The organism is Mycobacterium heidelbergense (assembly GCF_050205645.1).
GTDB lineage: Bacteria > Actinomycetota > Actinomycetes > Mycobacteriales > Mycobacteriaceae > Mycobacterium > Mycobacterium heidelbergense_A.
This window is the reverse complement of the sequence record NZ_JBNMQT010000018.1, coordinates 31599-58188: the sequence shown is the minus strand read 5'-3', so window position 1 is coordinate 58188 and position 26590 is coordinate 31599. Positions and strand designations below refer to the sequence as shown.

Annotated in this window: 15 protein-coding genes; 4 read left to right on the top strand and 11 right to left on the bottom strand. The window is 69.5% G+C overall.

The features are described from left to right. The first annotated feature begins 50 nt into the window (after nt 1-50). Nucleotides 51-794 (top strand): maleylpyruvate isomerase family mycothiol-dependent enzyme, encoded by a 744-nt coding sequence (locus tag ACQI5H_RS19360; protein ID WP_427080942.1) that lies wholly within the window; start codon nt 51-53, stop codon nt 792-794. An 80-nt stretch (nt 795-874) separates the two neighbouring features. Here ACQI5H_RS19360 and ACQI5H_RS19355 read toward each other — a convergent pair whose 3' ends face one another. From ACQI5H_RS19355 to hrcA, 3 genes are read right to left on the bottom strand one after another with little or no spacing between them, the layout of a single operon-like run. Further along, nucleotides 875-1636 carry a 16S rRNA (uracil(1498)-N(3))-methyltransferase gene (locus ACQI5H_RS19355; protein WP_427080941.1) on the bottom strand — a complete coding sequence of 254 codons (762 nt, stop codon included), beginning with the start codon at nt 1634-1636 and terminating at the stop codon, nt 875-877. Nucleotides 1637-1659: 23 nt separating this feature from the next. Further along, nucleotides 1660-2805 carry a molecular chaperone DnaJ gene (dnaJ, locus tag ACQI5H_RS19350; protein ID WP_427080940.1) on the bottom strand — a complete coding sequence of 382 codons (1146 nt, stop codon included), beginning with the start codon at nt 2803-2805 and terminating at the stop codon, nt 1660-1662. Nucleotides 2806-2863: 58 nt separating this feature from the next. Continuing rightward, a complete protein-coding gene (hrcA, locus tag ACQI5H_RS19345) occupies nt 2864-3895 on the bottom strand; it encodes a heat-inducible transcriptional repressor HrcA (protein ID WP_427080939.1) in 1032 nt (343 codons plus the stop codon). A gap of 153 nt (nt 3896-4048) precedes the next feature. Here hrcA and ACQI5H_RS19340 point away from each other — a divergent pair, with 153 nt between their 5' ends. From ACQI5H_RS19340 to ACQI5H_RS19330, 3 genes are all read left to right on the top strand, one after another. After that, nucleotides 4049-4363 (top strand): type II toxin-antitoxin system VapB family antitoxin, encoded by a 315-nt coding sequence (locus ACQI5H_RS19340; protein WP_076064663.1) that lies wholly within the window; start codon nt 4049-4051, stop codon nt 4361-4363. Nucleotides 4364-4440: 77 nt separating this feature from the next. After that, nucleotides 4441-5049: a carboxymuconolactone decarboxylase family protein gene (locus ACQI5H_RS19335; RefSeq protein WP_427080938.1), complete on the top strand. Its 609-nt coding sequence runs from the start codon at nt 4441-4443 to the stop codon at nt 5047-5049. Further along, a complete protein-coding gene (locus tag ACQI5H_RS19330; protein ID WP_427080937.1) occupies nt 5046-5930 on the top strand; it encodes a sigma-70 family RNA polymerase sigma factor in 885 nt (294 codons plus the stop codon). The genes ACQI5H_RS19335 and ACQI5H_RS19330 overlap by 4 nt, the downstream gene beginning before the upstream one ends. Here ACQI5H_RS19330 and ACQI5H_RS19325 read toward each other — a convergent pair. From ACQI5H_RS19325 to ACQI5H_RS19290, 8 genes are all read right to left on the bottom strand, one after another. Beyond that, nucleotides 5924-6448 (bottom strand): hypothetical protein, encoded by a 525-nt coding sequence (locus ACQI5H_RS19325; protein ID WP_427080936.1) that lies wholly within the window; start codon nt 6446-6448, stop codon nt 5924-5926. The two genes, ACQI5H_RS19330 and ACQI5H_RS19325, sit on opposite strands and share 7 nt — an antisense overlap. Before the next feature lie 92 nt (nt 6449-6540). Further along, the gene (locus ACQI5H_RS19320) at nt 6541-7068 is read right to left on the bottom strand and encodes a hypothetical protein (RefSeq protein WP_427080976.1); all 528 of its coding nucleotides are present in this window, start codon (nt 7066-7068) and stop codon (nt 6541-6543) included. 120 nt (nt 7069-7188) lie between these two features. Next, nucleotides 7189-8490: an NADPH-dependent L-lysine N(6)-monooxygenase MbtG gene (mbtG, locus tag ACQI5H_RS19315; protein ID WP_427080935.1), complete on the bottom strand. Its 1302-nt coding sequence runs from the start codon at nt 8488-8490 to the stop codon at nt 7189-7191. Next, a complete protein-coding gene (locus ACQI5H_RS19310) occupies nt 8487-12848 on the bottom strand; it encodes an amino acid adenylation domain-containing protein (protein ID WP_427080934.1) in 4362 nt (1453 codons plus the stop codon). The genes mbtG and ACQI5H_RS19310 overlap by 4 nt, the downstream gene beginning before the upstream one ends. Further along, entirely contained in the window at nt 12830-17986 is a 5157-nt protein-coding gene (locus ACQI5H_RS19305; RefSeq protein WP_427080933.1) for an amino acid adenylation domain-containing protein, read from the bottom strand. Before ACQI5H_RS19305 ends, ACQI5H_RS19310 begins: the two co-directional genes overlap by 19 nt. Further along, nucleotides 17983-20979, bottom strand: coding sequence for a mycobactin polyketide synthase MbtD (gene mbtD / locus ACQI5H_RS19300; RefSeq protein ID WP_427080932.1), 2997 nt, complete (start codon nt 20977-20979; stop codon nt 17983-17985). The genes ACQI5H_RS19305 and mbtD overlap by 4 nt, the downstream gene beginning before the upstream one ends. Then, the gene (locus ACQI5H_RS19295; RefSeq protein ID WP_427080931.1) at nt 20979-22295 is read right to left on the bottom strand and encodes a polyketide synthase; all 1317 of its coding nucleotides are present in this window, start codon (nt 22293-22295) and stop codon (nt 20979-20981) included. Before ACQI5H_RS19295 ends, mbtD begins: the two co-directional genes overlap by 1 nt. After that, nucleotides 22285-26532, bottom strand: a complete 4248-nt coding sequence (locus ACQI5H_RS19290) for an amino acid adenylation domain-containing protein (RefSeq protein WP_427080930.1) — start codon at nt 26530-26532, stop codon at nt 22285-22287. Before ACQI5H_RS19290 ends, ACQI5H_RS19295 begins: the two co-directional genes overlap by 11 nt. Nucleotides 26533-26590 lie beyond the last annotated feature (58 nt).

Here is a 26590-nt window from a genome sequence, read left to right as displayed (position 1 = left end):
AGATAGCAGTTGGATGCGCGAGATCGAGTCAAGGGAAGGAACACGGTGAGATGAGCTCTGCGATAAAAGCCGTCGAGGCGGACCGCACGGCGCTGCTGGCAACTTTCCCGCTGCTAGCGGACTCGGCCTGGGCCCAGCCCAGCGGCTGTCCGGGATGGTCGGTGCAGGACGTGGTGTCCCACATGGCGTGCAGTTTCTGGCTGGCGGTGGACCCGTCGCAGTTGCCCGATCCCGCAGGCCTACCCGCGGAGCGCGCTGCCGATTTATATGTCGAGTCACGTCGGTCCATGACTACCCAAGAAATCGTGGCCGACTACGAATCGGTCAGCTCGAAGGGCCTTGAGTTCCTCGCCGCGGCCGAGGGCCAGGACTTCGAGGTACCCCTTGGCGATGTCGGGACCTATCCCGCGTCGGTCATTCCAACGGCTTTCGCCTTCGAGCACTACGTGCACATCAGATACGACCTCTTCGAGCCGCACGGCCCGCTGCACGCCCCACCCCCCGCCTCCGACGGATTGCGGCTTGAACCAACGCTGGACTGGATCGAGGCATCGTTGCCCCAACAGAACGCTGACCTACTCGAGCGCATCGATGACGCGATGGAGATCCGCCTCACCGGCGTGTGCAACCGCACGCTTCGCCTCGGCGATGGCGACGTGACGGCCCAGATCACTTCGGACTCCGACGCATTCGTGCAGTGGGTCACCCAACGCGGCACCTGGGAAGCCCTCGGCGTGCACGCCGAAGGGAGCAAATCCAACCTGGAACTCGCGAGGCAGCTGAGCGTGTTCTGACGCGATCGGTCCGTGTCGCGGCGGCCCGCTATCGCGAGGCTGTAATTTCGCAGGGAAAGTGCGAGTAGGGGCCTGCAAAATTACAGGCTCGCCGGATCGTCCCATCGGCCGGTCAGGACGCCCAGCGCGCCCAGCGCCACGGCGGCCGCGCTCGACGTCCGCAGCACCTGCGGGCCGAGCCGGACCGCCACCGCGCCCGCGTCCGTCAACGCCGCAAGCTCGTCGGGCGCGATACCGCCCTCCGGGCCGACTACGAGTAACACCGAATCCGCCTGTCCCACAGCGACATCGGTGAGTCCATCGGTCGCCGACTCATGCAACACCAAAACTTTTGCGCCGGCCGCCGCCTCGTCGCGGATCCGCTGCGTCAGCGCGGTAGTGGATAGCACGCCGTCGACCGCCGGGATGCGCGGCCGACGGGATTGGCGGGCCGCGGACCGTGCGACGGCACGCCAGCGCCGCAGCCCCTTGTCGACGCGGGCGCCTTGCCAATTGGCCACACACCGGGCCGCCTGCCAGGCCAGGAACGCGTCGGCGCCGGCCTCGGTGGCGAGTTCGATCGCCAACTCCGAGCGTTCGGACTTGGGCAGCGCCTGCACCACCGTCACGGAGGGCCGTGCGGGCGCGACGCACCAGCGCTCCAGCACCCGGGCACGCAGCCCGTCGCGCCCGGCGTGCTCGACCACGCAGCGGGCCAGGCCACCGGATCCGTCGCCGAGCACCAACTGCTCGCCGGCACGGATCCGGCGCACGGTGGCGGCGTGAAATCCTTCCTCGCCGTCGACGACGGCCAGCGCCCCGGCGTCGGGCAGTGCGTCGATGTAGAACAGCGTCGCCACCATGTGCGCGGTCCGTTCGACTGTGGCTAGCGCCCGGTGAAGGTCTCGCGCAGCCGGCTGAACAGCCCACCGCCGCTGTGCGTCGAGCGGACCTCGGCCACCTCGCGGCTGCGGCGGTTCTTCAGCTCGCGCAGCAGTTCGCTGTCCTGGTGGTCCAGCCTTGTCGGAACCACGACCTCGATGTGAACGTGCAGATTGCCCCGGGCGCTGGAGCGTAGGTGCGGCATTCCGTGGCCACGCAGCGTGATGACCGAACCCGGTTGCGTGCCAGGGGGAATGGTGATCTCGCTCATGCCGTCGAGGATGGCGTCAACGGTGACCGTGGTGCCCAGCGCCGCGTCGACCATCGGCACCGAAATCGTGCAGTGCAGGTCGTCGCCGTCGCGAACGAAGATGTCATGGGCCTGCTCGTGCACCTCGACATACAGGTCGCCGGCGGGCCCTCCCCCGGGCCCAACCTCCCCCTGGGAGGCGAGCCGGACGCGCATGCCGTCGCCGACGCCGGCGGGGATCTTGACGCTGATTTCCCGACGCGCCCGCACCCGGCCGTCGCCCATGCACTGGTGGCACGGGTCGGGGATGACCACCCCGACGCCGCGGCAGGTCGGACACGGCCGCGACGTCACCATCTGGCCCAGCAGCGAACGCTGCACCGTCTGCACTTCTCCGCGGCCACCGCAGGTGTCGCAGGGAATCGGCGCGGAATCGCCGTTGGTGCCCTTGCCCTGACAGCGGTCGCACAACACCGCGGTGTCGACGGTGACCTGCTTGGTCACGCCGGTCGCGCACTCCTCGAGGTCCAGCCGCATCCGCAGCAGCGAGTCGGAGCCGGGCCGCACCCGGCCGATGGGACCGCGTGATGTGGCCCCTCCGCTGAAGCCGCCGCCGAAGAAGGCCTCGAAGACATCGCCCAAACCGCCGAAACCGCCGAACCCTCCGGCCGAGGCGGCGGCGTTTTCCAGCGGATCCCCACCCAGGTCGACGATCCGGCGTTTCTCCGGATCGCTGAGCACTTCGTAGGCGACGCTGATCTCCTTGAATTTCGCCTGCGCGGCCTCATCGGGGTTGACGTCGGGATGCAGTTCGCGCGCCAGCTTGCGATACGCGCGCTTAATGTCCGCATCGCTGGCGTTTCTGCTCACGCCGAGCAGCCCGTAGTAGTCGCGTGCCACGCCTGACCTTTCTTACGCCGCGCCTACGCGGCTATCCACAAATTGTCGCGGTGCGCAGTCATCGAGCACCCAGGACCTCACCGATATAGAGAGCAACCGCGGCCACGCTGGCGATAGTTCCCGGATAGTCCATCCTGGTGGGCCCCAGCACACCCATGCCGCCGTACACCGTGTCGATGGTGCCGTAGGCGGTGGACACCATCGAGGTGCCCGCCATCTGCTCGGCCGCCGTCTCGTGACCGATGCGCACCGTCACCTTGCCGGCTTCTTGCTGTGCCGCCAGCAACCGCAGCACCACCACCTGCTCCTCGAGGGCCTCCAGGATCGACCGCAGCGAACCGCCGAAGTCCGCGGCGTTGCGGGTCAGGTTGGCGGTGCCGCCCATCACCAGGCGTTCCTCGGTGTGTTCCACCAGGGACTCGAGCAACACCGTCGCCGAACGACCAACCGCGTCGCCCAAGCCTCCGGAACCCTCGAGATGGCTGGCGAGATCGGCCACCGCGGTCGAGGCCGCCGCCAGCCGTTTGCCTTCCAAGGCCTGGCCGAGCATCTCACGCAGTTGCGAAAGCTGGTGATCGTCGATCACGTCGCCGAGTTCGACGATGCGCTGGTCGACCCGGCCGGAGTCGGTGATGACCACCATCAGCAGCCGCGCGGGCGTCAGGGCGATCACCTCCAGGTGGCGCACGGTCGAAGTCGACAGCATCGGGTATTGGACCACGGCCACCTGACGGGTCAGCTGAGCCAGCAGGCGCACCGCACGGCGCAGGACGTCATCGAGGTCAACGCCGGACTCGAGGAAGCTTTGGATCGCGCGCCGCTCGGCCGACGACAGCGGCTTGACGTCGTCGAGCCGGTCGACGAACTCGCGGTATCCCTTCTCGGTGGGCACCCGTCCGGAGCTGGTGTGGGGCTGGGCGATGTAGCCCTCGGCTTCCAGCACCGCCATGTCGTTGCGGACCGTGGCGCTGGACACGCCCAAGTTGTGGCGTTCCACCAGTGATTTGGAGCCGATCGGTTCCTTGGTCGCGACGAAGTCGGCGACGATGGCACGCAACACCTCGAAGCGACGCTCGTCCGCGCTTCCCATCGACGTCCACCTCCTTGATCGCGTCCATTTTACGGTCTCAAGAGGCGCGAACTGCCAAGAGCGGGCCTCGGCGCCAGCCGCCGACGATTTTCCGGCTAGCCTGTCCCACATGCATTCGTCGGGCCCGGGCGACGCGTCGCGGAAGATCCACCAATGATTTTCAAGGGCGTGCGCGACGGTAAGCCCTATCCCGAGCACGGACTTTCGTACCGGGAGTGGTCCCAGATTCCGCCGCAGCAGATCAGGCTCGACGAATTGGTCACCACGACCACGGTGCTCGCACTGGACCGGCTGCTGTCCGAGGACTCCACCTTTTACGGCGACCTTTTTCCGCACGCGGTGCGGTGGAAAGGCATCACCTATCTCGAGGACGGCCTGCATCGCGCGGTGCGCGCCGCGCTGCGGAATCGCACCGTGCTGCATGCCCGGGTGTTCGACATGGATTTGCCGCTGAGCCAGCAGACCTAGCCGTTGAAGGGGACCCGGTCACGTTTGAGCGTCGCCAGGTGTCGACCTAGTAAGGACGACATTCAAGGAGGACCGCCATGCCCCGACTCAAGGGAGTGTCGGATCGCGACGCCGGCCTGGGCGCCAAGATTGCCTTCTTCTTCACCCGACGCAAGCTGGCGCAGATGACCGGCCTGGAAACGGCCGGGATGCTGGAACCGCTGCGGATTTATGCGCACATCCCCCGATTGCTCAGCGCCATCGGCAAGCTCGAGATGGCCGAGTCCAAGCTGGACGTCCTCAGCCCGCGCGAGCGCGCGCTGGCCGAGCTGAAGGCGGCGACGACGGTGCGCTGCGAGTACTGCATCGACCTGGGATCGCAGATCGCCCGCCAATGGGGAATCACCGACGAGGAGCTGTTGGCGATGGCCGACTACCAGAACGCCTCGTGCTTCTCCGACGTCGACAAGCTGATCTTGGAGTACGCCACCGCGATCAGCCGCACCCCCGTCGAAGTGACCGATGAGCTTTTCGACGCGCTGCGCGCCCATTTCGACACGCCCCAACTCGTCGCGCTCACCCACGTCATCAACCTGGGCAACTTTCGCGCCCGGTTCAACATCGCGCTCGGCATCGGGTCGTCCGGCTTTTCCGGCAACCGGGTCTGCGCCCTGCCCGAGCCGAACCGTGGGGCCGGCCGCGCGTGACCGTCGATGCGTCACTGACGCAGCGTTTCGAGGCGGCCCGACCACAGCTGGGCGCCATCGCATATCGGATGCTGGGCTCGATCGACGATGCTCAGGACGCCGTGCAGGAAGCGTGGCTGCGGCTGCGTCGCAGCGGCGCGGACGGCATCGCCAACCTCGACGCCTGGTTGACCACCGTGGTGGCCCGCATCTGCCTGAACATGTTGCGCGACCGCCACGCCCGCGGCCGGGAGGAATTGGTCGCCCATCTGCCGGATCCGATCGTCGATCCGGTCGGCGAGTCCGATCCCGAACACCGCGCGATGCTGGCCGACGCGGTGGGCCTGGCGCTGTTCGTGGTGCTGGACACGCTGCCGCCGGCGGAGCGGCTGGCGTTCGTGCTGCACGACGTCTTCACCGTCCCGTTCGACCAGATCGCACCCATCGTCGACCGGACGCCGGAGGCGACCCGCAAGCTGGCCAGCCGGGCACGCCGCCGCATCGAGCAGGCGGACCCGGTTCCCGACGGCAACCTCACCGCGCAACGCGAAGCCGTCGACGCCTTCTTCGCCGCGGGACGCAGCGGCGACTTCGACCGGCTGGTATCGGTGCTGCATCCCGACGTGGTGCTGCGCGGCGACTTCGGCGCCGGGACGGCCCGCTTCCGGGCCGACGGCGCGGCCTCGGTGGCCAAGCTGGCCCGCAGCTACGCGGGCCCCGAGCGCGAGGCGCGGGCCGCGACCGTCAACGGCGCCGCGGGCGCGGTCATCTTCGTCGGCGGACACGCCACGGCGATCATGGGATTCGTCGTGCGCGACGGGCTTATCGCGGCCATCGATGTGCTGGCCGACCCGGCGCGCATCGCCAAACTGGACCTAGGCGCGCTGCGCGACGATCACTGACCGGCGGCCTGCAGCAACTGCATCGCCGACGCCCGCGACAGCACCCAGCCGCCGCCCTGACTGATGAACGTGACGTTCTGCGTCACCGGCGACGTCAGCTTGGGGCCGGAGACCGCGACATCCGCGGTGGACGAACCGGACGCCGTCGGCTGGATGTTGGTGACGTCGAACGACAGCGGCAGGTCGCCATTCTTCGCCGCCTTCTGCAGCCTCTTGTCGGCGACGTGCGCTTCGATCCCGCTGATGCCGCCTTCAATCAGATTGCTCTTGCTGGAGAACGACACGTTGGGATCGGCCAGGCTGGTCAGCACGCTGGTCAACTGGTCGGCGGTCGGGACGTTGGCACCCGGAACCGGTGGCGCGGGCGGCAGCGGATCCTGCGGCAGCGGCGCACCGACCGCGGCCAGCTGGACCGAGGCCAGATCGCTTGGCGCCGCGGCGAAAGCGATGGCGGTTGCCGCTCCCCCGATGGCGGCCACGGTTGCCACGCCGGTGGCAAAGAACTTGACGGTTTTCATCGTCCCCCTTCCATGGGCACGCTTACTCTAGGCCAGCGCATGTGTGTCCAATCTATGCGCTCGCTGTGTAGACGCCCAGAATTCCGGTGCCGTTAGCCCGTCGCGGTCGATGCCTGAATCAGAGCGAGCGCCGCGTCGTGCTGCAGGACCCAGTTGCCACCTTGATTGATGAACACGAGGTGCTTGGTGACCGGCCCGGCGAACTTCGGACCCGAGATGGCCACATCGGCCTGGGCCATGTTCGGGCCGGCCGGCGCAATGTTGGTCACGGCGAACGTCTCCGGAAAGTTCCCGTTCCGGTAGGCCTTCCTCAGGTCGTGATCGGCGACCATACCCTCGTTCTGAGGGATGCCGTTTTCAACGAAGTTGACCTTGTCCCTGTAGTTGACGCCGGGGTCGGTTACTTGGGTGCACAGCGTGGATAGCTGCTCCGGGGTGGGCAGTTGGCCCGGCAAGGGCGGCGGGGGCGGCGGGTCTTGCGGCAGCGGCGCGCCGACCGCGGCCAGCTGCACGTGATCGGCGCCAGCCGGGACGAATGCGGCCGACGTCACGCCGATGCCGGCGGCGCCGATGGCGGCCACGGCCGCAACGCCTGTCGCGGCGGATTTCAAAGTCTTCAAGGTCATTGTCAAAGTCGTTGTCATGGTCAGGTCCTCCCCCTGAGTCGCACATGGAACGTGGCGGACGGCCTCATACCGTTCGTCTTGTGTTAGGTGGTGTAATTGTGCCCCCTGCGACCGCTATTTGTGTCTCGGCTCGGTCACGTTACGACCAAGCTCGCGTCTCATCGGGGCGGGTCTGGACGGACTCGTCGTGGATCCCAGCACCCGGTCCGACAGCAGTCCCAGGCAGCTCAGGTTGGGAAATCCGGGCCCCTGGGTGAGTCCGGCGAGGTTCGGCAGGAACAGCTTCGGGGCGACGTCGGCGACGGCGAGGTCGTAGCCGATCGCCTCCTGGAGGCGGTCAGCGGTCAGCGGCCCACCCAGACCCAGCTCGAGCAGGTCGAGCGCGTCCTGGCTGAACAGCGAGCTGAACCAGAGCGGGTCGGCGCCGGAGCCGTCGATGACCAGATCGAAACCGTGGACGGTCTCCAGGTTTTCGCTGCCCCGGTTGGTCGACAGCGTCAGCCGGATCTGGCCGTCCCACCCGACCGCGTGCGCGACCCGGCCGCGCAGGTGGTGAATGCGGTCATCGGCCAACAGCGCTTCCTGAACGTTCGCCGAGAACACTCCGCGGTCGGTGCGCGCCAGCGCGTCGCGGCGTTCGTCCAGCGTCAGCGCGGTCCAGTCGGTGGGATCGGAGAACAGCGAGTTCTCGAAGAATCCCTCGCCGCGGGTAAACAGCGTCACCTGTGGCGAGATGACGGTAATGGTCGAAACCCGGTGCCGGAACAGCTCATTGAGCATCGACGCGGCCGTCTCACCGCCGCCGATCACCGCCACCCGTTCGGCGTTGATCCGGTCGTGGCCGGCGGCGCGGTCCCAGAACTGGGCGATCGAGAGCATCCGCGGATTGCCGGGCAGCAGCGACTTTTCGGCCTGGCCGGGTCCGGTGATCATCAGGGCATCCGCGTGCACGGTGGTCTCGTGGGTGTGCAGCGCCCAGCGGTCACCGCTGACGGCCAGCCCGTCGACCTCGCCGTGCACGACGTCCAGGCCCACGTGCTGGGCGACCCACCCCAGGTACTGGCTCCACCGGCGATGGGTGGGTGCCGGCCGGCCCCGATCGATCCATTCGGCGAACGACGCGGTGGCGATCAGATAGGACTGCCAGCTGTAGCGCGTCATCCGCTCGTCGAGTTCGGCGTTGCGGCGCGGCGCCAGCGCCGATCGGTAGGGAAAGCCGACATCTTTTTCCGGGCTGGTCCCCAGCCGGTGCGCCCCGTCGGTCCAGCCGCCGCTGGCCTGCCAGTTGGCCCCGACCCCGGTGCGTTCGACCGCGATCACGTCGGGAACGTCGACGCCCATTTCGCGCAGCACGTACGCCTTTGCGGCGACGGCCACCGCCTTTGCCCCGGCGCCCAGGACCGCAAGCGTGCTCATGTCGCCAACTCCCTCAGTGATTCGGTCCAAAGTTGTTGCAGCACAGCAATATCCGCCTCATCGAGGATGTCGGGCAGCGCACGCCACTGCGCAACCAGGGCGCGCGCGTCGCCGGTGCCGACGATGCCCGCCGCCACGGTCAGCTCGTGGCGCACCGCCTGTTCCGGTTCCGGGACGTGCCCCAGGCCTGACATCAGTTCGCGGGCGAGGTCCAGGTCGCCGACGCCGACGTGGACGCTGCCGAGGTAGTTCAGCAACAGCTGGGGTCCGGGGAGTTCGCGCAAGCGCGTGTCGGGCCGCAAATATCGCAGCAGGCCGTAGTCGATTCCGCTGCCGGGAATTCGGGCCAGGTCGGTGGGGCCGTCGGCGTGGATTCGCAGCGGGTAGATCGCGCTGAGCAGTCCGACCGTGTCGCTGGTGTCTGCCGTCTCGTCGACGTCGACGTCCGCGCGGCCATGCGTCTCGAGCGCCAGCAGTGGCGCCGGTGTGTCCTGGCCGCGTCGGCGCCGCCACGCGGTCACCGTGCGCGCTGTCGCGGTGATCAGCAGTTCGCCCATCGGCTGACCCGCTGAGGCTTTGGCCAAGAGCCGGGCGGTGAGGTCGGCCCCGCAGGCCGAGATGCTGATCGCCACGTCACCGGCCCTGTCGGTCTGCGGCCGCAGCCTGCGGGCGCCCAATGGCGGGTCGGCGCCCTCGAGTTCGGCGGCCCAGAAGCCTGCGGTGTCCAGGGCCGCGGCCCGCTCGTGCAGCAGGCGTGACCATCGCCGGTAGCTGGTGTGCTCGCGCGCCGGCGCGGGTTGGCGTCCGGCGGCCAGGGCGTGCAGGCCGGCGTCGAGTTCGCCGAGCACGATGCGCCACGAGGCCGGGTCCATCGCCAGCACGTGGGCGGTCAACGCGAGCACCCCGGGGCCGGCGGGCCCGCGCAGCCACACGGCCGACAGCAACCGACCGGCCTGCGGGTCGAGACTCTCCAACGCGTCGAGTGTCTGCTTGGCGACCTCGTCGGCGGGATCGCCGGTAACCCGCGCTTCGGTGAGGATGTCCGATTTCGGTTGTGCGACAAGCGTCATCGCGTCGCGGTCGAGCCGGCATCGCAACATTTCGTGCCCGTCGATGACGGCGGACAGCAGCGCATCCAGGCGTTCGCGGGTGATCGTGTCGGGTAGCCGGATGACCTCGGTCTGCGCGAGCCGGCGCGGTTCGCCGTACTCGTAGAGCCAATGAACGCCGGCCAGCACCGGGATGGGTTCGCCGGTCGCGTCGACGGCCGTGCGCCGTGCGGCGTCGGAGTCGATGGCCGCGGCGAGTTCGCGGACGGTCTCGCACTCCATCATCAACCTGGCCCGCAGCGCGATGCCGCGGCGGCGGGCCGCCTGGACGACCGACAGGGCCACGATGCTGTCCAGCCCCAGTTGCAGAAAGCCGGCCGTGACGTCGATCTCGGCGGTCCCCAACACGTCGGTGAACGCATCGGACAGCGCCTTCTCGGTCGGCGTCTCCGGCGGGACGACCGGTCCGTCGACGGAATCGTTTGCCGCCAGGGCGTTTTCGTCGATCTTGCCGTGCGGCGTCAGCGGCAGCTCGTCGAGGACGATGATGTGGTGCGGGATCAGGTAGCGCGGCAGCCGATCGAGCAGCATCGAACGCAGCTCGGCCACCGCCGGCGGGTTGGGACCGCCCGCGACATACGCGGTGAGGCGCGGCCCCTGGGCGTGGTTGCGGGCCGTCACGTGCGCGCCGCGCACCCCGTCGTGGTCGTTGAGCACCGCGGCGATCTCGCCCGGCTCGACGCGGAAACCGCGAATCTTGAGTTGGTCGTCGCTCCGCCCGAGGAATTCGAGACCACCGTCGGGCATGCGGCGCACCACATCTCCGGTGCGATACATCCGCCCGCCGCGGCCGTTGGGGTCGGCTACGAAGCGCGCGGCGGTCTCGGCGGCGCGTCCGAGGTAGCCGCGGGCCAGCTGATCGCCCGCGAGATACAACTCGCCCGCGACGCCGTCGGGCACCGGGCGCAGCCAGGGGTCCATGAGGTAGGCCCGGGTGGTCCGGGTGGGACGCCCGATGGCCGGCCGGGCGTGTTCGTCGATGGCGGCGACGACCGCCTCGACCGTGGTTTCGGTGGGCCCGTAGCAGTTAAAGGCGCTCATGCCGCTGCGTGCCGATTCCGCTTGGATCGCTTGCCATTCGGCGATGCGCAGGGCTTCGCCGCCGAGCGCGAGGACCGCCAGCGGCACCCGTCGCAACAGCCCCGCGTTATACAGCTGGGCGAACATCGACGGTGTGGTGTCGATCATGTCCAGCCCGAACCGGTCGATGGTTTCGACCAACGCCTCGGCGTCGCGTTGCACGTCGTCGTCGACGACGTGGACCGAGTGGCCGTCGAGCAGCGCCGCCAGCGGCTGCCATGCCGCGTCGAAGGTGAAGGACCAGGCATGCGCGACGCGCAGCGGTCGCCCGATTCGCCTGGCCGCGGGCCGAAGAACGCGCTCGATGTGGTCGTCCGCGTACACCGAAAGCGCTCGGTGCGTGCCGACGACGCCCTTCGGCGTGCCGGTCGTGCCCGAGGTGAAGACGGCGTAGGCCGCATGGTCGGGTGCCACCGCGGCCGCCCGGTAGTCGGCGGGCCCGTCGACCGAAGCCGTGAACAACTCGTCGTCGACGACGATCGCGGCGGACGTCTGCCGCAGGATCTCGGCCACCCGCTCGTCGGGCATCCCCGGGTCCAGCGGCACGAGCATGCCGCCCGCTTTGAGGATTGCCAGCATCGCGGCGACGTAGTTCGGGCCCCGCGGCAGCATGATGGCCACGGGAGTCTCGCCGCGCACGCCCGCACGGATCAGGGCGGCGGCGAGCCGGTCGGCGAGCGCGTCGAGCTCGCGGTATGTCAGCCGGCCGTCGGCCCAGCTGACTGCGAGCGAATCGGGCTGGGCCGCAGCGATTTCGGCGAATCGGGTATGCACCGCGACGGGCGTAGTGCCCACGGCCGGCGGGCCCGTCGAGTCGCGCTCGCCGTCATTCAGGACGTCGACCTCACGCAGTGGCCGGTCCCACTCGTCCACCAAACGCCGTACCACGGCCAGCAGCCGCCCGCCGAGGTCCGCGGGTGTCAGCGCGCCCAGCGCGCCGTCGAGCACCTCGACCAAGACGGTGAGTTCGCCACCGCTCAGCTGCGCGGCGATGGTCACCGGGAAATGCGACACACTCTCCAGCGCCACCGGGCGGAAGGTCACGCCGTTCGCGGCGAACTCGCTGGCCCCCACCACTTCGCCGGGAGGGAAGTTCTCGTATACCAGCAGTGTGTCGAACATCTCTCCGACACCGGCGATCGAACGCAATTCGGCGTGCCCCAGGTAGCCGTGGTCCCGCAATGCGGCGGACACACGTTGCAGGGCAACGCATTGCGTGCCGACCGTCTCGCGCGGATCCAGTCGTACCCGCAACGGGACGCTGTTGATGAACAGGCCGACCATCGTCTCGACGCCGGGCAGTTCGCCGGGCCTGCCGGACACGGTCACCCCGAACGCCACGTCGCTGCGGCCGGTCACCACCGAAAGCGTTATCGCCCAGGACATTTGAACAAGGGTGTTCAGCGTGACCCCGCGGCCGCGGGCGGCGTCGGCGAGAGCGGTCGTGGCATCGCGGTCCAGCCGCAACGCGGTGCGACTCGGGATGCCGGCCTGCGCCGGGGTGTCGGTCAGCGCCGGCGACAGCAGGGTAGGGCCGTCCAGGTCCTTGAGGTGCTCGGCCCACACCGCGCGGCTGTAGGTCTGATCGCGCCCCGCCAGCCAGCCGATGTAGTCGCGGTACGGGCGCGGCGGCGGCGGCAGCGCGGCGATGTCGCCGGAGGCCCTATACAGGGCTAGCAGCTCGGAGACGAAGAGCGGCAACGACCAGCCGTCGATGACGATGTGGTGCGCGACGACGGCGAGATGCCAATGCTGGTCCGGCAATTCGATGAGCAGAAAGCGGATCAGCGGGCCGCGGCCCAGGTCGAATCGGCGCCGGCGCTCCTCGGCTTCCAGGGCCGCCACCTCGGCGGGGTCGGCACGCACACACCGCCATGGCAGTTCGAAGATGCTCGGAATCACCTGCACGGGCCGGCTCAGATCGCCGTGGACAAAGCTTGCCCGCAGATTGGGATGCCTGGTCAGCATCGCCGCGGCGCACTCGCGCAGCAGGGGGACGTCGAGCGGGCCCGTTACGTCGGCGGCCATCGCGATGACGTATGGGTCGGCAGCACCGGAATCGTCCGTCAGCGCCGCCATCGAGAACAGCCCCTGCTGCAGGGGGCTGAGCGCCATCACGTCTTCGATGGCCGGTCGCTCGTCGGCTCGCGTCACGGCTGGTGGTCCCATGACGACGTCAGGGCCGACAGCTCGTCGGGGGAAAGTCCCGACGCGGTCATCGGCGCGTAATGCCGGTCCTCGGGCTCGCTTTCGGCCTTGGCGTCGAGGGCTGCGGCGAGCTCACGCAGCACGGGATGTTCGAAGACCATCCGCGGGGTGAGCGGCATTCCGGCATCCCGCGCCCGTGCGGACACGCGCACCGCGGAAATGCTGTCCCCGCCGAGGTTGAAAAACGCGTCGTGCCGCCCGACCGATCCGGCGTCGAGAACGTCGGTGAGGATGGCCGCCAGCGCGCGCTCGGTGGCGGTAGTGGGCGGTTCGGTGGGTTGTGTGTCCGCCGCCGGCGCGGGCTGTGCCGCCAGTTCGGGGCCGCCCAATAGTTCCAGTTGTCCGTCGTCGTCCCACACGCCGCGCTCGCCGGTGCGGTAGAGCCTCGAACCTGGTTGCGCGGCAAAGGGATCGGCGATGAAACGGGCTGCGGTCGGCGAGGGTCCCGCCAGCCGGGCGCAGACGGCCGGGCCGCCGCCGTAGTAAACATCGCCCACCACGCCGGTCGGGACGGGATTCAGCGCGGCATCCAGGAGGTATACGTCGCGCGCCTTAGACCGGCCCAGAATGCGCTGCCGCTCTTGCGCACTGGCGATCTCCACCTCGCGCAGCGGTTGATCGGGTCGGTCCGCGAACGCCTCGACGACGCGGATCAGCCAGTCGGCGAATCGTTGCGCGGTGCTGCGCTTGTACAGCTCGGGGCGGTAGATGACGTGGCCGCGGTAGCCGTCGTCGGATGCGAAGAAGTTGACGGACATGTCGGCGTGCGCGACGTCGAACGTCGGCTCCAGAGCGCTGAACGTCGTGTCGCCGCCGGGACCGCTATCGATGACGGTGTCTTGTGGCAGTTGGTCCCGCACGTGCACCACGACGTCGAACAGCGGATTGCGCGACAGCGACCGCGCCGGGCTGACCGCATCCACCACCTGGTCGAACGGCAGGTCCTGGTGCGCGTAGGCCGCCAACGCCATGTCCCTGGTCCGCCGCAGCACCTCGCGCAGCGTCGGGTTTCCGCTCAGGTCGTTGCGCAACACCAGGATGTTGATGAAGAACCCGATCAGCCGGTCGAGTTCGGCTTCGTTGCGACCGGCGACCGGGGTGCCGATAGGGATGTCCGGGCTGCCGCCGGCCTTGTGCAGGACCACCGCGACGGCGGCTTGCAGGAGCATGAACTCGGTAATGCCGAGATCGCGCGTTAGGTCCTTCACCTTCGCGCGGGTCGCCGACGCGAGACTGAACTCGACGGCGTCCCCGGAACCGCTGAACAGGGCAGGGCGCGGAAAGTCCGGGCGCAGACCGCTTTCGCCTGCCAACCCCTCGAGTTGGCGGATCCAGTAGTCGCGTTGCGGGCCCGCGATGCCCGCGCTGTCGTCCAACAGCGCCGCCTGCCATACACCGAAGTCCGCGTACTGCACCGGAAGCGGTTCCCAGGATGGCGGCTGCCCGCCGCTGCGTGCCCGGTAGGCGGTCAGCAGATCGGTGAACAGCACCCCGGCGGACCAGTGGTCGCCGGCGATGTGGTGCGCCACCAGGGACAAGACGTTCTGGTCCGGCAGGCTCAGCAACGCCGCCCGAATGGGCAATTCGTTCTCGAGATCGAAGACGTGGCGCCGCTCGTCGTCCAGTTCGGCTTGCAGCCAGTCCTGGTCGGGTCCCGCGGCGCGCCGGACCGGCACCTCGGCGGGTGAGTGGATGATCTGGTGTGGCACGCCGTCGATTTCGCGGTAGGTGGTCCGCAAGATCTCGTGCCGAGAGACCACGTCGGTGATGGCCGCCGCCAGGGCCTCGGTGTCGCAGGGGCCACGAAGCGCGGCGGCGAACGGGATGTTGTTGACGGCGTTGGGTCCGTCGAAGCGATAGGTGAACCAGCTTCGCAGCTGCGACGACGACAACCGCACCGGTCCGTCGTGCTCGGCCGGCATCAGTCGCGGCCTCGCCGAATCCGGCGTCTCTGTTGCGTCGAGGTGCGCGGCGATGCGCGCTACCGTCGCCAGTTCGAAGATTTCTCGCACACCGACCTCGACGCCGAACGCATTACGCACCGCCGCAACGAATTTCGTCGCGAGCAGCGAGTGGCCGCCGAGGTCGAAGAACGAGTCGTCGGCGCCGACCCGGTCGCTGCCGAGCAGCTGGACGAACAGTTCGGCGACGCGCCGCTCGGTGGCGGTCTCCGGCTCGCGGAACTCGACGCCTGAGCCGACCTCGGGATCGGGCAGCGCCGCGCGGTCGATCTTGCCGTGCGCTGTGATCGGAATCTCCTCGAGCACAACGTATGCCGCCGGGACCATGTACTCGGGCAGGGCTGCCGCCACCCGCGCGCGGATGCGGTCGAGATCCACCTCGGGCGTTCCTGCCGCGGGTGTCACGTAGCCGACCAGGCTCTTGCCCAGTCGTGGCAGGTCGCTGACGACCACCACCGCCTGTCCGACCGTGGGATCGACCGAGATGGCCGCGGCGACGTCACCCAGCTCGATCCGGAAACCGCGGATCTTCACCTGCTCGTCGGCGCGACCCACATACTCGACGTCGCCGTCGGCGTTGCGGCGTGCGAGGTCTCCCGATCGGTACATCCGGGCGCCGGGATTGAACGGGTCGGCGACGAACCGTTCGGCGGTCAGCCGCGTCCGGCGATGGTATCCGTGCGCGAGATGCGTTCCGCCTAAGTAGATCTCGCCGATCACGCCGACGGGCACGGGTCGCAGCGAGTCATCGAGCAGGTGCATCGTGGTGTTGATCTTGGGCCGGCCGATGGGCACGATGCGAGTGCCTTGCGGGCCTTCCACCTTGTAGCGGCTGGCGTTGATCACGGTTTCGGTCGGACCGTAGAAGTTGTGTAGCAGCGCGTCGAATGTGGCGTGGAACTTGTCGGCCACCTCCCCGGGCAGCGGCTCGCCGCCGATGGGCACCCGCTGCAGCGTTCGCCACTGGTTGACGCCCGGCAGCGACAGGAACAGGCCGAGTAGGGACGGCACGAAATGCATGGCCGTGATTCCCTCGTCGCGCAGCAGGGCGGTGAGGTAACCGATGTCGTTGAGTCCGCCGGGGCGCGGGATCACCATTCGCGCACCGCAGGCCAGCGTGCCGAAGATCTCGGCAATCGACACGTCGAAGCTCGGCGACGCGACCTGCAGCAGGCGGTCGGTGTGGTCGACCCCGTAGTCAGCCTTGAACCATACGAAGTACTCCGCGACGGGGCGGTGCGGCACCGCGACGCCCTTGGGCACTCCGGTGGTCCCAGAGGTGTAAATCAGATACGCGGTGTTGTCCGGGCGCAGCGGCCGGAGCCGGTCGTCGTCCGTCGGGTCGTGTGCGGGGTGGGCCGCCAGGTCGGTCACTGGCTCGCGCAGCACCAGCTTCGCGTCGCAGTCGCCGAGGATGAATTCCAGCCTGTCCCTCGGATAGGTGGGGTCGACGGGCACATACACCGCGCCGGACTTGGCGATCCCCAACGCGGTGACGACCAGATCCGGTGACTTGTCGAGCAGGACGGCGACGCGGTCCTCGCTGCCGATCCCCCGCCCGATCAGCCAGTGCGCCAACCGGTTTGCCTGCTCGTTGATGTCGCGGTAGGTGAGCCGGTGGCCCTCGTAGCTGACGGCGATCGCCTCTGGAGTGCGCGCGGCCTGCTCGGACACCAGGTCGGCGAGCGTTCTGGATGGGGTATCGAACGCCTCGCCGCGCGACACCTCGCGCAGCCATTCGGCGTCGGCCTCACCCATCAGCGCCAGCGCGGCCAGCGGCTGCTCCGGGCGGGCGAGGGCGTCGTCGAGCAGCACCACGAAGTGCTCCAACAGCTGCCGCGCCAGGGCGGGTTCAAGGATGTCCAGCTGGTGTTCGGCCTCGACCAACACGCCGGTGCCGTCGAATTCGACCATGAAGCCCAGCGGCAGCTGGGTGAGATTGCTGCGCAGGTCGTAACGCACGCAGTCGACGCCGGGCGGCCGGAATCCGCCGCCGTCGGGCTCGCGGAATCCGAAGCTGATCCGGGTCATCCGTTCGGCGCCGTGCCGGCGATCGGGGTTCAGTTCGCGCACCGCGCGGTCGAGGCCGACGCGTTGGTGTGCGAACGCGCCCGTGGCGATGTCGCGCGTCGATTTGAGCAACTCGCGGAAGCTCATCGCCGGGTGCGGCCGCAGCCGCATCGCCACCGTGTTGCCGAAATAGCCGATGGTGTCGTCGGTTCCGGCGCCGCGGTTGAGCACCGGTGCGGCCACGAGAAAGTCGTCGCTGTGGGTGTAGCGGTGGACCAGTGCACCGAAAGCGGCCAGCAGGACCATGTACGGAGTGCAGCCCGCGTCGCGGGCCATCGCCGTCACTCGCTGGGCGGTGTCGCTTGACAGCCGCATCCCGCAACGGGCGGCGCGCCAGTTGGTCGGCATGGTCGTGCCGGCCGAACCCGGGAGTTCCAGTGGCTCCGGCGGATCGGCCATGACGGCGCGCCAGTAGTCGAGATCGGCCTCGGTGGTGTCCGGCCCGGATGCGGCCGGCAGGGAGCGTTGCGGTCCGAGGTCGGCGCCGCCGTAGGCCTTGGTGAGGTCGGCGAAGAAGACGCGCCACGAGCCGTCGTCCCAGGCGATGTGGTGGGCCACGAACAGCAGGATGTGTTCTTCGGCGGCGGTGCGCACGACGGTGATCCGTAACGGTGCGTCAGCGGAAAGGTCGAAGGGCGCGGCGAATTCGCGTTGAGCCAGCACTTCGAGGCGAAGCCGGCGTGCCTGCTCCGACAGGTCGGTCAAGTCGTGGTGCGCCCACGCCGGACGGAGATCGTCGTGCACCGTCGGCCGGGGATCGCCGTCGTCGCTGAGCGCGTAGGTGGTGCGCAGGATCCGGTGGCGGCGCGACACGGCATCCACGGCGTCGTGCAGCCGGGCGAGATCGATGTCGCCGGTGATCCGATAGGAGACGCAGACATTCAGCAGCGCGCCACTGGGGTCGGCCATCTGCACGAACCACATCCGGGCCTGGCCGTCCGAGAGTTGGTCGTCGGCACCGCTGTCGGTGTCTTCGGTGTCGGACGAGAGACCGCGTTCGGCGAGCCTGCGACGAAGCAGCTCCAGTCGGGCCGCGTCGAGCCGGGCGGTGTCGGCGATGTCAGTCACGCGCTTTGTCCATTTTTCAGGTCCACTTTCTGTGCTGCTTCGGAGCGCTCGTCTGCACGCTCGAGTTGTTCGACAAGTTCGTCGCCGGTGATCTCGCCCATCAGCGTGGCCAGCGACACCGCCCGGCCGGTCGTCTTTTTGAGGCGTTTGCGTAGTTCGACCGCCAGCATCGAGTCGATGCCCAGATCGAAGAGCGATTCGGTGAGGTCCAATTGGCCGGCGGCCGCGATGCCGAGCACCGCCGCCAATTGGCTGCGCACCGCGTCGACGATCGGCACCGCGGCGTCGACCGAGTCCATCTCGGAAGGCCGGTCGGGTTCCTCGGATCGCTTGGTGCCCAGGAAGATCCGCAGCCGGGCCGCGTCGGCGGAGAACACCAGGGGGTCGTCGTGCCAGTCGCAAAGGCTCGCCCCGATCGCGTCCCGGGGTGCCATCGGGCGCAGACCGGACCGCTCGATGCCTGCGCGCTCGGTCGAATCCAGGATGCCCGAGCCCCGCCACAGCCCCCATTTAATCGCGACACAGTGCCTGCCCCCCGCACGGAGCTCGGCGGCCATCACGTCCAGGAGGCGGTTGGCTGCCGAGTACGCCGCGTGCCCGCGTCCGCCCCACATTCCGGATACCGACGAACACAACACCATTCGCGCGTCCGGCCGGCTGGGCCACAGCTCGGCCAGATGGGCGAGGCCGGCGACCTTGGCGGCGAGGGTGTCGGCCACGGCGCCCGGCGTGAGTGCGGCGGCGGTACCGAACGTGGCGGTGCCCGCCGCGTGCACGATCAGCGAGGCGCCTTGTCCGCCGTATTCGGCTGCGACAAGCGCCAATTGGGCCGGGTCGGTGATGTCGCACGGCGGTGACAGCACCTGGGTTCCGTACTCGGCCGCCAAGGTCTTCAGCAGTTGCGGATCCGCGCGGTGGCGGCTCAGCAGCACGATGCGCCGCGCGCCGCGCTCGGCGAGGTAGCGGGCGTAGTGCAGGCCGATGGCGCCGGCGCCGCCGGTGATCACGACGTCGTCGAGCAGGCGAGAGTCCAACGGCCACTGCGGGGCGGGGGGTGCATCGCCGAACCTGCGCTCGAACAACGCGTACCCGTCGGCGACGCCGCGCAGGGCGGTCTCACCGACACCGGCGATCACTGCGTCCACGGCGGCGAGACCGGCGGCTGGCGCCAATTCCCACGACGGCAGGTCGAGGTGGGTGAAAGCCCGTTCGGGGTAATCGAATCCGGTGCTGCGGTGCATCGCAGCCAGCGCCGCGTGGCCCGCCGACGGCGGCGCATCGTGCTGGCCTACCCGCTCGGCCGCCACGGTGATCAGGCAGACGGTGTGGCATCGAGGACCCGGCGAGCTCGCATAGTCGAGCACGCCGGCCCCGATCACCTCCGGCAGCGCATCGGCGGCCTGGTAGGCCCCGGCGCATTCGAGGGTGGGCGCGATCGCCACGACGATCTCCGCGTCCCGCGGTTGACCGAGCTGCGCTACCGGGTGGGAGTCGATCGCCGCGCGCAGCGCTCCCGCCAGCACACCATCGCCGCCGACGTCGATCACCGCGATCCGCACGGGCCGGTCGGTTGTCGGCGGCGACGTGCGCTCCCAGCGCTCGACGGAGATGCTGGGATCGTCGGTTGAGCCGGGCACGGCGGACAGCGACTCCGGGTGCGCCCACATCGGGATTGCGCGCATCGGCGCGTTCGGAAATCCCCGCAAGCCGGCGCCGCCCTCGACATTCAGGTGGTCGCCCCAGGCGTAGCCGGGGTCGGCCACGGCCGCGGTGACGATGTTGGCCGACAGGGTGTCGACCAAGGGCTCATCCCGGCGACCTGATCCGACCAGAACCGCCGGGTCTTCGCGTAGGTCCGCCTCGAAGATCTGGCCGATCGAGAACAGCAGCGCGGGATGCGCTGACAGCTCGATGAACGACCCGGCGCCGCGACGGATTGCCGATTCGAACGCGCGGTCCAACCGCACCGTGTTGCGCAGGTTCGTATACCAGTAGTCGCCGAAGGGCGTGTTCGGCGCCACGACGTCGCCGGTGGTGCCGCCGATGAATTGCACTGGGGCTTCGGCGAATTCCGAGGAGGGCAGGCGCGTTCTCAATTCGTCGCGGAGCGACTCGAGCAGGCTGGTGTGCCCCGGGAAGCCGGCGCTGATCTCGCGGGCGAACTGGCCGTTGGCGCGAACCGCGTCGGCCATCGCGAGCACGGCGTCGCGGTCACCCGACACCGCGACGGTCGATGCGGAGTAGACCACCGACACCTCCGCCCAGCCGTCGGTGGCCGCGATCAGCGCCGCGGCCTCCCGGGCGCCGATGCCCAGCGTCGCCATTGCGTAGCGGCCCGGAAGCCGGTCGACGACGCCGGCACGGGCCGCGACCACGGCGACGGCATCGGGCAGCGTGATGGCGCCGGCGACGACGGCGGCGGCGACCTCGCCGAGACTCTGGCCAATGGTGAGGTCGGGGACCACACCGCACGAGCGCCACACTTCCGCCAGGGCGACGGCGTGGACGAATTGGGCGCCCTGGACCTCGGTTTCGGAGAACGTCCGCGCATCGTCCGTGGCCGTCAGGTAGCGCAGCGGCGACTCGATGCCGGCGGCGTCGAACGCGGCGACGCAGCCGTCGGCCGCCGCGCGATAGCGCGGGAGCGCCCGGTAGGCGACGCTGCCCATGCCCGGCCAGTGTCCGCCCTGACCGGGAAACACGAACGCCTGCCGGGGGCCCGAATCCAGCGCCGAGCCGGCGACCAGTGGATGCTCGCGCCCCGCGGCCAGCGCACGCAACCCGTCGATGAGCTCGAGGCGGTCGGCGGCGCGGAGCACCGCACGGTGCCTGCGCACCCGTCGGGTCTGGTGCAGCTGCCGGGCCACCTGCGGCACAGTCGTTTCCGGAAACCGGTCGAGGTAATCGGCGATCACCCGGGCATCCGCGGCGACGAGTTCGTCGGCGTGCGCGCTGAGCAGGACGGGGATGCGCCCGTCGGGCAATGGGCCCATCAGGCGACCCTGCGACCATTGCTGGTGTCGGGCATCGAGACGATCAGGTGGGTGTTGGTGCCGCTCATCCCGAACGCAGATACCGCCGCGGTTCGCCATCCGTCGATCGCCCGCCACGGCGTGAGCTTGTCCGCTAGCCGCAAACCTTGGTTGTCCCAGTCTATTTCGCGGCTGGGCTCGTCGACGTGCAGGGTGGGAGGCACCGCGGCGTGTTCGGCGGACAGGATGACCTTGGCGAGACCCAACGCGCCCGCCGCGGCCTGCGCGTGCCCGATGTTTGACTTGACCGATCCCAGCAGCGGTCCGCGCCCGGGCGGTGCGGTGCCGTAACTGGCCGCCATCGACAGCAGCTCCGTCCGGTCGCCGACCCGGGTTCCGGTGGCGTGCCCTTCGATCATCCCGACCTCGACGGGATCGACCCCGGCCTGGGCGATGGCGCGCCGGAACAATCGCAGCTGCGCGTCGCCGCTGGGCGCCATCAGTCCGTTGCTGCGCCCATCGGAGTTCACGCAGCTGGCGCGCACCTCGGCGAGGATGCGGCGCCCGTCGGCCACCGCCCTGGACCGGCGCTGCAGGACGAACATGGCGGCGCCTTCCGCCCAGACGGTTCCGCTGGCATGCGCGCTGTAGGGCCGGCAATGGCCATCATCGGACAGCGCGTGCTTCTTGGAGAATTCGACGAAATAGCCCGGTGTGCCCATCACGCATACGGCGCCGGCGAGCGCGAGGTCGCAGTCGCCGGCCCGGATCGCTTGCACGGCGGTGTGAAACGCCGCCAGCGCGGAGGAGCACGCGGTGTCGACCGTCAGCGCGGGCCCCGCCAGATCCAGGGTGTAGGCGATGCGCCCCGAGATGACACCCAGCGACGTCCCGGTCATCAGATGCCCGGTGTGATGCGAGAACTCGGAAAGACCGGGCCCGTATTCGAGCGCCGAGGCGCCGACATAACAGCCCACATCGTGACCGGCCAGGTCATCGGGATTGATCCCGCTGTTCTCCAGGCTGCGCCACGCGACCCGCAGCGCGACCCGCTGCTGCGGGTCCATGGCCGTCGCTTCCCGCGGGGAGATGCCAAAGAACTCGGGATCGAATGCCGGTGCGCTGGACAGGAATCCACCAAGGTTGTGGATGGGTTTGAACCCGTCCCGCCGCGAACCTGCGAACAGCTCGCGAAGGGCCCAGCCCCGGTCGGCGGGGAACGGGCCGAGCCCTTCGCGCTGCTCGGACAGCAACGCCCAGAAATCGTCGGCGTTTTCGATCCCGCCAGGCGCTTCGAGTGCGAGCCCGACGATCACGACCGGGTCGTTATCGGACATCGGCGCTCACCATCCGGGCCACTGCGTCGAGATGGTCGTTGAGGTAGAAGTGGCCGCCCGCGAAATCCGTCAGCGTGAACCGGCCGGATGTGTGAGTTTGCCATGTGGCCAACGTTTCCCGGCTGATCCGGTGATCGCGGGTGCCACCGACCGCGTGGATGTCGGCGCGGATGCGTACGTCCGGCGGGCACGAATAGGCGTTGAGGGCGGTGTAGTCGGCCTGCACCGCCCGCACCAGGAGTTCGACGAATTCCTCGTCCTCCAGCAGCGCGGGATCGGTGCCACCGAGGTCCACCATGTCCGCCAGCACGCCGCTGGCGCTGGTCGGCAGCGGTCCATACGCGGTGACCGTCGACGGGGCCTGCCCGGCCGAGGCCCACAGCACGCGCACCGGCACCCCGTTGCGTTCGGCCACGCGGGCGAATTCGAAGGCCACCACGGCGCCCATGCAATGGCCGAACAGGCTCAGCGGAGCCGCCGCGGCCCAGTCGCCCGCCTCGAACAGCTCGACTGCGAGCGCACCGATGCTTTCCGCCGCGGGATGATGCCGGCGGTCCGCCCGCTGCGGGTACTGCACCACATAGGCGTCGACGTCGTTGGCCGACAACGCTTTAGCCAGCGAGCGGTATGCGGCGGCGGCACCGCCGGCGTGGGGAAACACGACCACCGAGCCGCTCGCCGTGGCGCCGGTAAACCGCTTCACCCAGGGCTGGAACTCTCGGCGAGCGGGTTGCTCGGTCGGCACGTCGAGTGCGGACAACACGTCGACGCGCGACATGTCGGCGATCTCCAGATAGACCTCGGCGACGAGCTCGAGTCGTTCGGCGTTGGCGTCTCGGTCGATGAGCAGCTGCGCCAGCGTGGCGGCGGTCCTCGCGGCGAAGACATCGGCGACCATCATGCTCGGCGAATCGAGCCACTGGCGGATCGCCGCGACGGCCTGCGTCGCAAGCACGGAATCGCCGCCGAGGGAGAAGAAGTCGTCGTGCACGCCCACGGCGTCGCGGTTCAGCAGACCCGCGACGATGTGGCACAGCGCCCGTTCCAGCTGCGTTCGCGGTGCCTCGTAGCGCGCCGACGTGTCCCGCGACTGCTCGGCCACTGCCGCGGCCAGCTCGCCGCCGACGGCGCGCCGGTCGATCTTGCCGCCGTCGGTGAACGGGATGCGCCCGACCACCGAGATGTGTGCCGGAATCATGTGTGCGGGAACGAGATCGACGAGAACCTCGCGAATCCGCCGGGCGTCCAACGCGGGGTCGTCGAGGCGGACTTGGGCGGCCAACACCTCGGCGCCGCCGGGCGCGGCCACCACGGCGGCCACGGCCGCGTGCACTCCGGGCACCCGGCGCAGCGACGCCTCGATCTCGCCGAGCTCCACACGATAGCCGCTTATCTTGATCCGGTAATCGGCCCGGCCGACGAATTCGAGGGTGCCGTCCGGCCAGTAGCGGGCCAAATCACCCGTGCGGTACCAGATCCGGCCGTCACGGAGAACGAAACGTTCCGCCGTCAGTTCGCCGCGGCCGCGGTAACCCCGGGCGATGCCGCGTCCGGATATCCACAGTTCCCCCGCAACCCAGTCGGGGCAGTCGGCGCCGGCGTCGTCGACGACGCGGCATGCGATATTCGGGAACGGGACGCCGTAGGGCACGGCGGTCCAATCGGCCGGCAGCTCGTCGCCGACCTCGAAAATGGTTGCGTGGACGGCGGTTTCGGTCGCGCCGCCCAGCCCGGCGAAGCGCACGTTCGGTGCCATTGCCCGCAATCGGCGGGCCAGGCCGGGACGCACCCAGTCACCACCGGTGGGCACCACCCGCAGCGACGACAGTCTCTCCTGGCCGACCTCGACGAGCATCTCCAGCCAGCCCGGCAGGAAGTTCAGCACGGTGACGCCGTGGGTGTCGATGAGCCGGGCCCACGCGTCGGGGTCGCGCCGCTGCGCCTCGTCGACCACCACGATCGCGCCGCCCGCGCGCAAGGTCGCGAAGACGTCCAACACCGACATGTCGCATTCCAGCGTCGACAGGGCCAGGCACCGATCGGCGGCGCCGATATCGAAGTGGCGGGTGATGAATTCCACGGTGTTCATCGCGCCGTCGTGCGTCATCTCGACGCCCTTGGGCTGCCCGGTCGAACCCGAGGTGAACAGCACGTAAGCGAGGTCGGCCGGATCGCCGCCCGCGGGCACGATGTCCGGCGGCGCGGCGGGTGTATCACGCAGCGCGTCGGCGATCGTCAACTCCGGCACCGGCAATCCCAGCGGCTTCCCGCCGCACACCAGGGCCAGACGCACTCCCCCGGTTTCCAGGATGCGCTGCGCGCGGTCGCGGGGTTGGTCGACCCCGATCGGCAGATACACGCCGCCGGCGGCCAGGATCCCCAGCAGCGCCGGCACCTGCTCGGCGGTCTTGGGACCCATGACCGCGACCGTGTCGCCGGCGCCGATCCCGCTCGCGCGCAACGCCGCCGCTACCGCCAGCGCCTGATCGCGCAACCGCGCGTAGCTGAGGTCGCCGGAGCTGGCGAACACCGCGGGCGCGTCCGGCCGCAGCCCGGCCTGCCGAAAAAACCCGTGGTGCAACGCCTCACCACTGGGCGCGGCGGTGCGGCCGTTCACCGCGTCACGCACCGCGCGCTGCGCGGCCGGCAGCGTCGACGGGCCGGGCGCATCCCACGGATCGTCGGCCGCGGCCAGCCGGAGCAGTTCGTCGACGTGATGGGTGAACATGGCGTCGATCACGCCGGGCGCAAAAACGCCGTCGCGCACGTCCCAGTTCACCAACACCCCGCCGTCGAACTCGGTGACCTGCGCGTCCAGCAGCACCTGCGGGCCCTGCGAAATGATCCACCCCGGGCGGCCGAATTGCCCCGTGACATCGGCGCTGAACAATTCGCCGAGCCCCAGCGCGCTGGTGAACACCACCGGCGCCAACACCTGCGTGCCGCGGTGGCGGCTCAGGTCGCGCAACACCGACAGCCCCGGGTAGTCGGAATGGGCGGCGGCCATCCGCATCGCGTCCTGCACCACGCGTGCCCGCGCCGCGGCGGTGCCCGCGCCGGTCAGGTCGACGTCGAGCAGCAGGGACGAGGTGAAGTCGCCGACCAGCAGGTCGACGTCGGGGTGCAGGGCCTGGCGGGCGAACAAGGGGACGTTCAGCAGGAATCGCGACGAGGCGGACCACCGCGCCAGCGCATTGGCGAACGTCGCGGCCAGCGCCATCGCCGGGGTGATGCCGCGTGACCGGGCGCGGGCGAACAGCGCGTCGCGGGTTGTCGGGTCCAGCCAGTGCCAACGACGGGTGCTCCGGCGCGACTCGCGGCCTCCGCGCGACGGCAGCGCCGGCGGGTCGGGCAGCTGCGGGATGCGCTGCGCCCACCACTCGCGGTCGGCGTCGCGGGCGGGTTGCGGGCGCGTCTCCTCCCGCGCGACGGCCTGGCGATATTCCCGGTAGCTGTAACCCAATTCGGGTAGGTCGCGGCCGAGATAGAGGGCGGCGAGGTCCGACATCAGGGTGCGGTAGCTCATCGCGTCGGCGGCCTGCATGTCCAGGTCGACGTGCAGGCGCGAACGCTCGCCGGGCAGCAGCGTCAATGCAAGTTCGAACACCGCGCCGTCGAGCTGCTGGTGCGATTTGGCGTCGCGGATCTCGGCCAGGCGCCGCTCGACGAGATCACCGTCGACGTGGCGCAGGTCCTCGACGGTGACGGGGAACTCGGGGCACTCCGAGATCGGGGCGATGGTCTGCGTGCCGTCGGATCCGAATCGCACCCGCAGCATCGGGTGACGACGGGCCAGCCGGGTGGCCGCCGCGCGCAGCCGGTCCAGGTCGGTCGCGCCGCCGTCGAACTCGACATAGAGGTGCCCGGACACGCCGCCGAACTGCTGGTTGTCCTGGCGGCCGACCCACATCGCGTGCTGCATCGGGGCGAGCGGAAACGGCTCGTCAGAAGCGCCGTCGTGGGGCGTGGCCGCATCGGCTTGCGCGTCGTCGGTGGTCGCCGGCGCGCCTGCCGTCACCAACTCCGACCACGCCTCGATGGTCGGTGTCGCGGCCAGCGTGGCGAAATCGATTCCGATGCCGTGGCGGCGCCAGCGACCGGCCAGCGTCATCATCCGGATCGAGTCGAGGCCCTGGCCGATAAGGTTGCTACCTGGGTGAACGGTGTCGGCGGGGACGCCGAGCAGCTCGGCCACCTCCGCGCGGATGTCCTCCGAGCACGCCGGGGCACGTACCACGAACCCTCCTCGGAATTAGCAAAGGCTGCCCTAATTTCTTTGGGTACCCTATCCTCGA

Coding starts and splice junctions, on each gene's coding strand:
- ACQI5H_RS19335 (WP_427080938.1), top strand. CDS start 4,441: ATGCCCCGACTCAAGGGAGTGTCGGATCGCGACGCCGGCCTGGGCGCC.
- mbtG (WP_427080935.1), bottom strand. CDS start 8,490: ATGAGCACGCTTGCGGTCCTGGGCGCCGGGGCAAAGGCGGTGGCCGTC.
- ACQI5H_RS19295 (WP_427080931.1), bottom strand. CDS start 22,295: ATGTCCGATAACGACCCGGTCGTGATCGTCGGGCTCGCACTCGAAGCG.
- ACQI5H_RS19355 (WP_427080941.1), bottom strand. CDS start 1,636: ATGGTGGCGACGCTGTTCTACATCGACGCACTGCCCGACGCCGGGGCG.
- ACQI5H_RS19325 (WP_427080936.1), bottom strand. CDS start 6,448: ATGAAAACCGTCAAGTTCTTTGCCACCGGCGTGGCAACCGTGGCCGCC.
- ACQI5H_RS19340 (WP_076064663.1), top strand. CDS start 4,049: ATGATTTTCAAGGGCGTGCGCGACGGTAAGCCCTATCCCGAGCACGGA.
- hrcA (WP_427080939.1), bottom strand. CDS start 3,895: ATGGGAAGCGCGGACGAGCGTCGCTTCGAGGTGTTGCGTGCCATCGTC.
- mbtD (WP_427080932.1), bottom strand. CDS start 20,979: ATGGGCCCATTGCCCGACGGGCGCATCCCCGTCCTGCTCAGCGCGCAC.
- ACQI5H_RS19310 (WP_427080934.1), bottom strand. CDS start 12,848: ATGGGACCACCAGCCGTGACGCGAGCCGACGAGCGACCGGCCATCGAA.
- ACQI5H_RS19360 (WP_427080942.1), top strand. CDS start 51: ATGAGCTCTGCGATAAAAGCCGTCGAGGCGGACCGCACGGCGCTGCTG.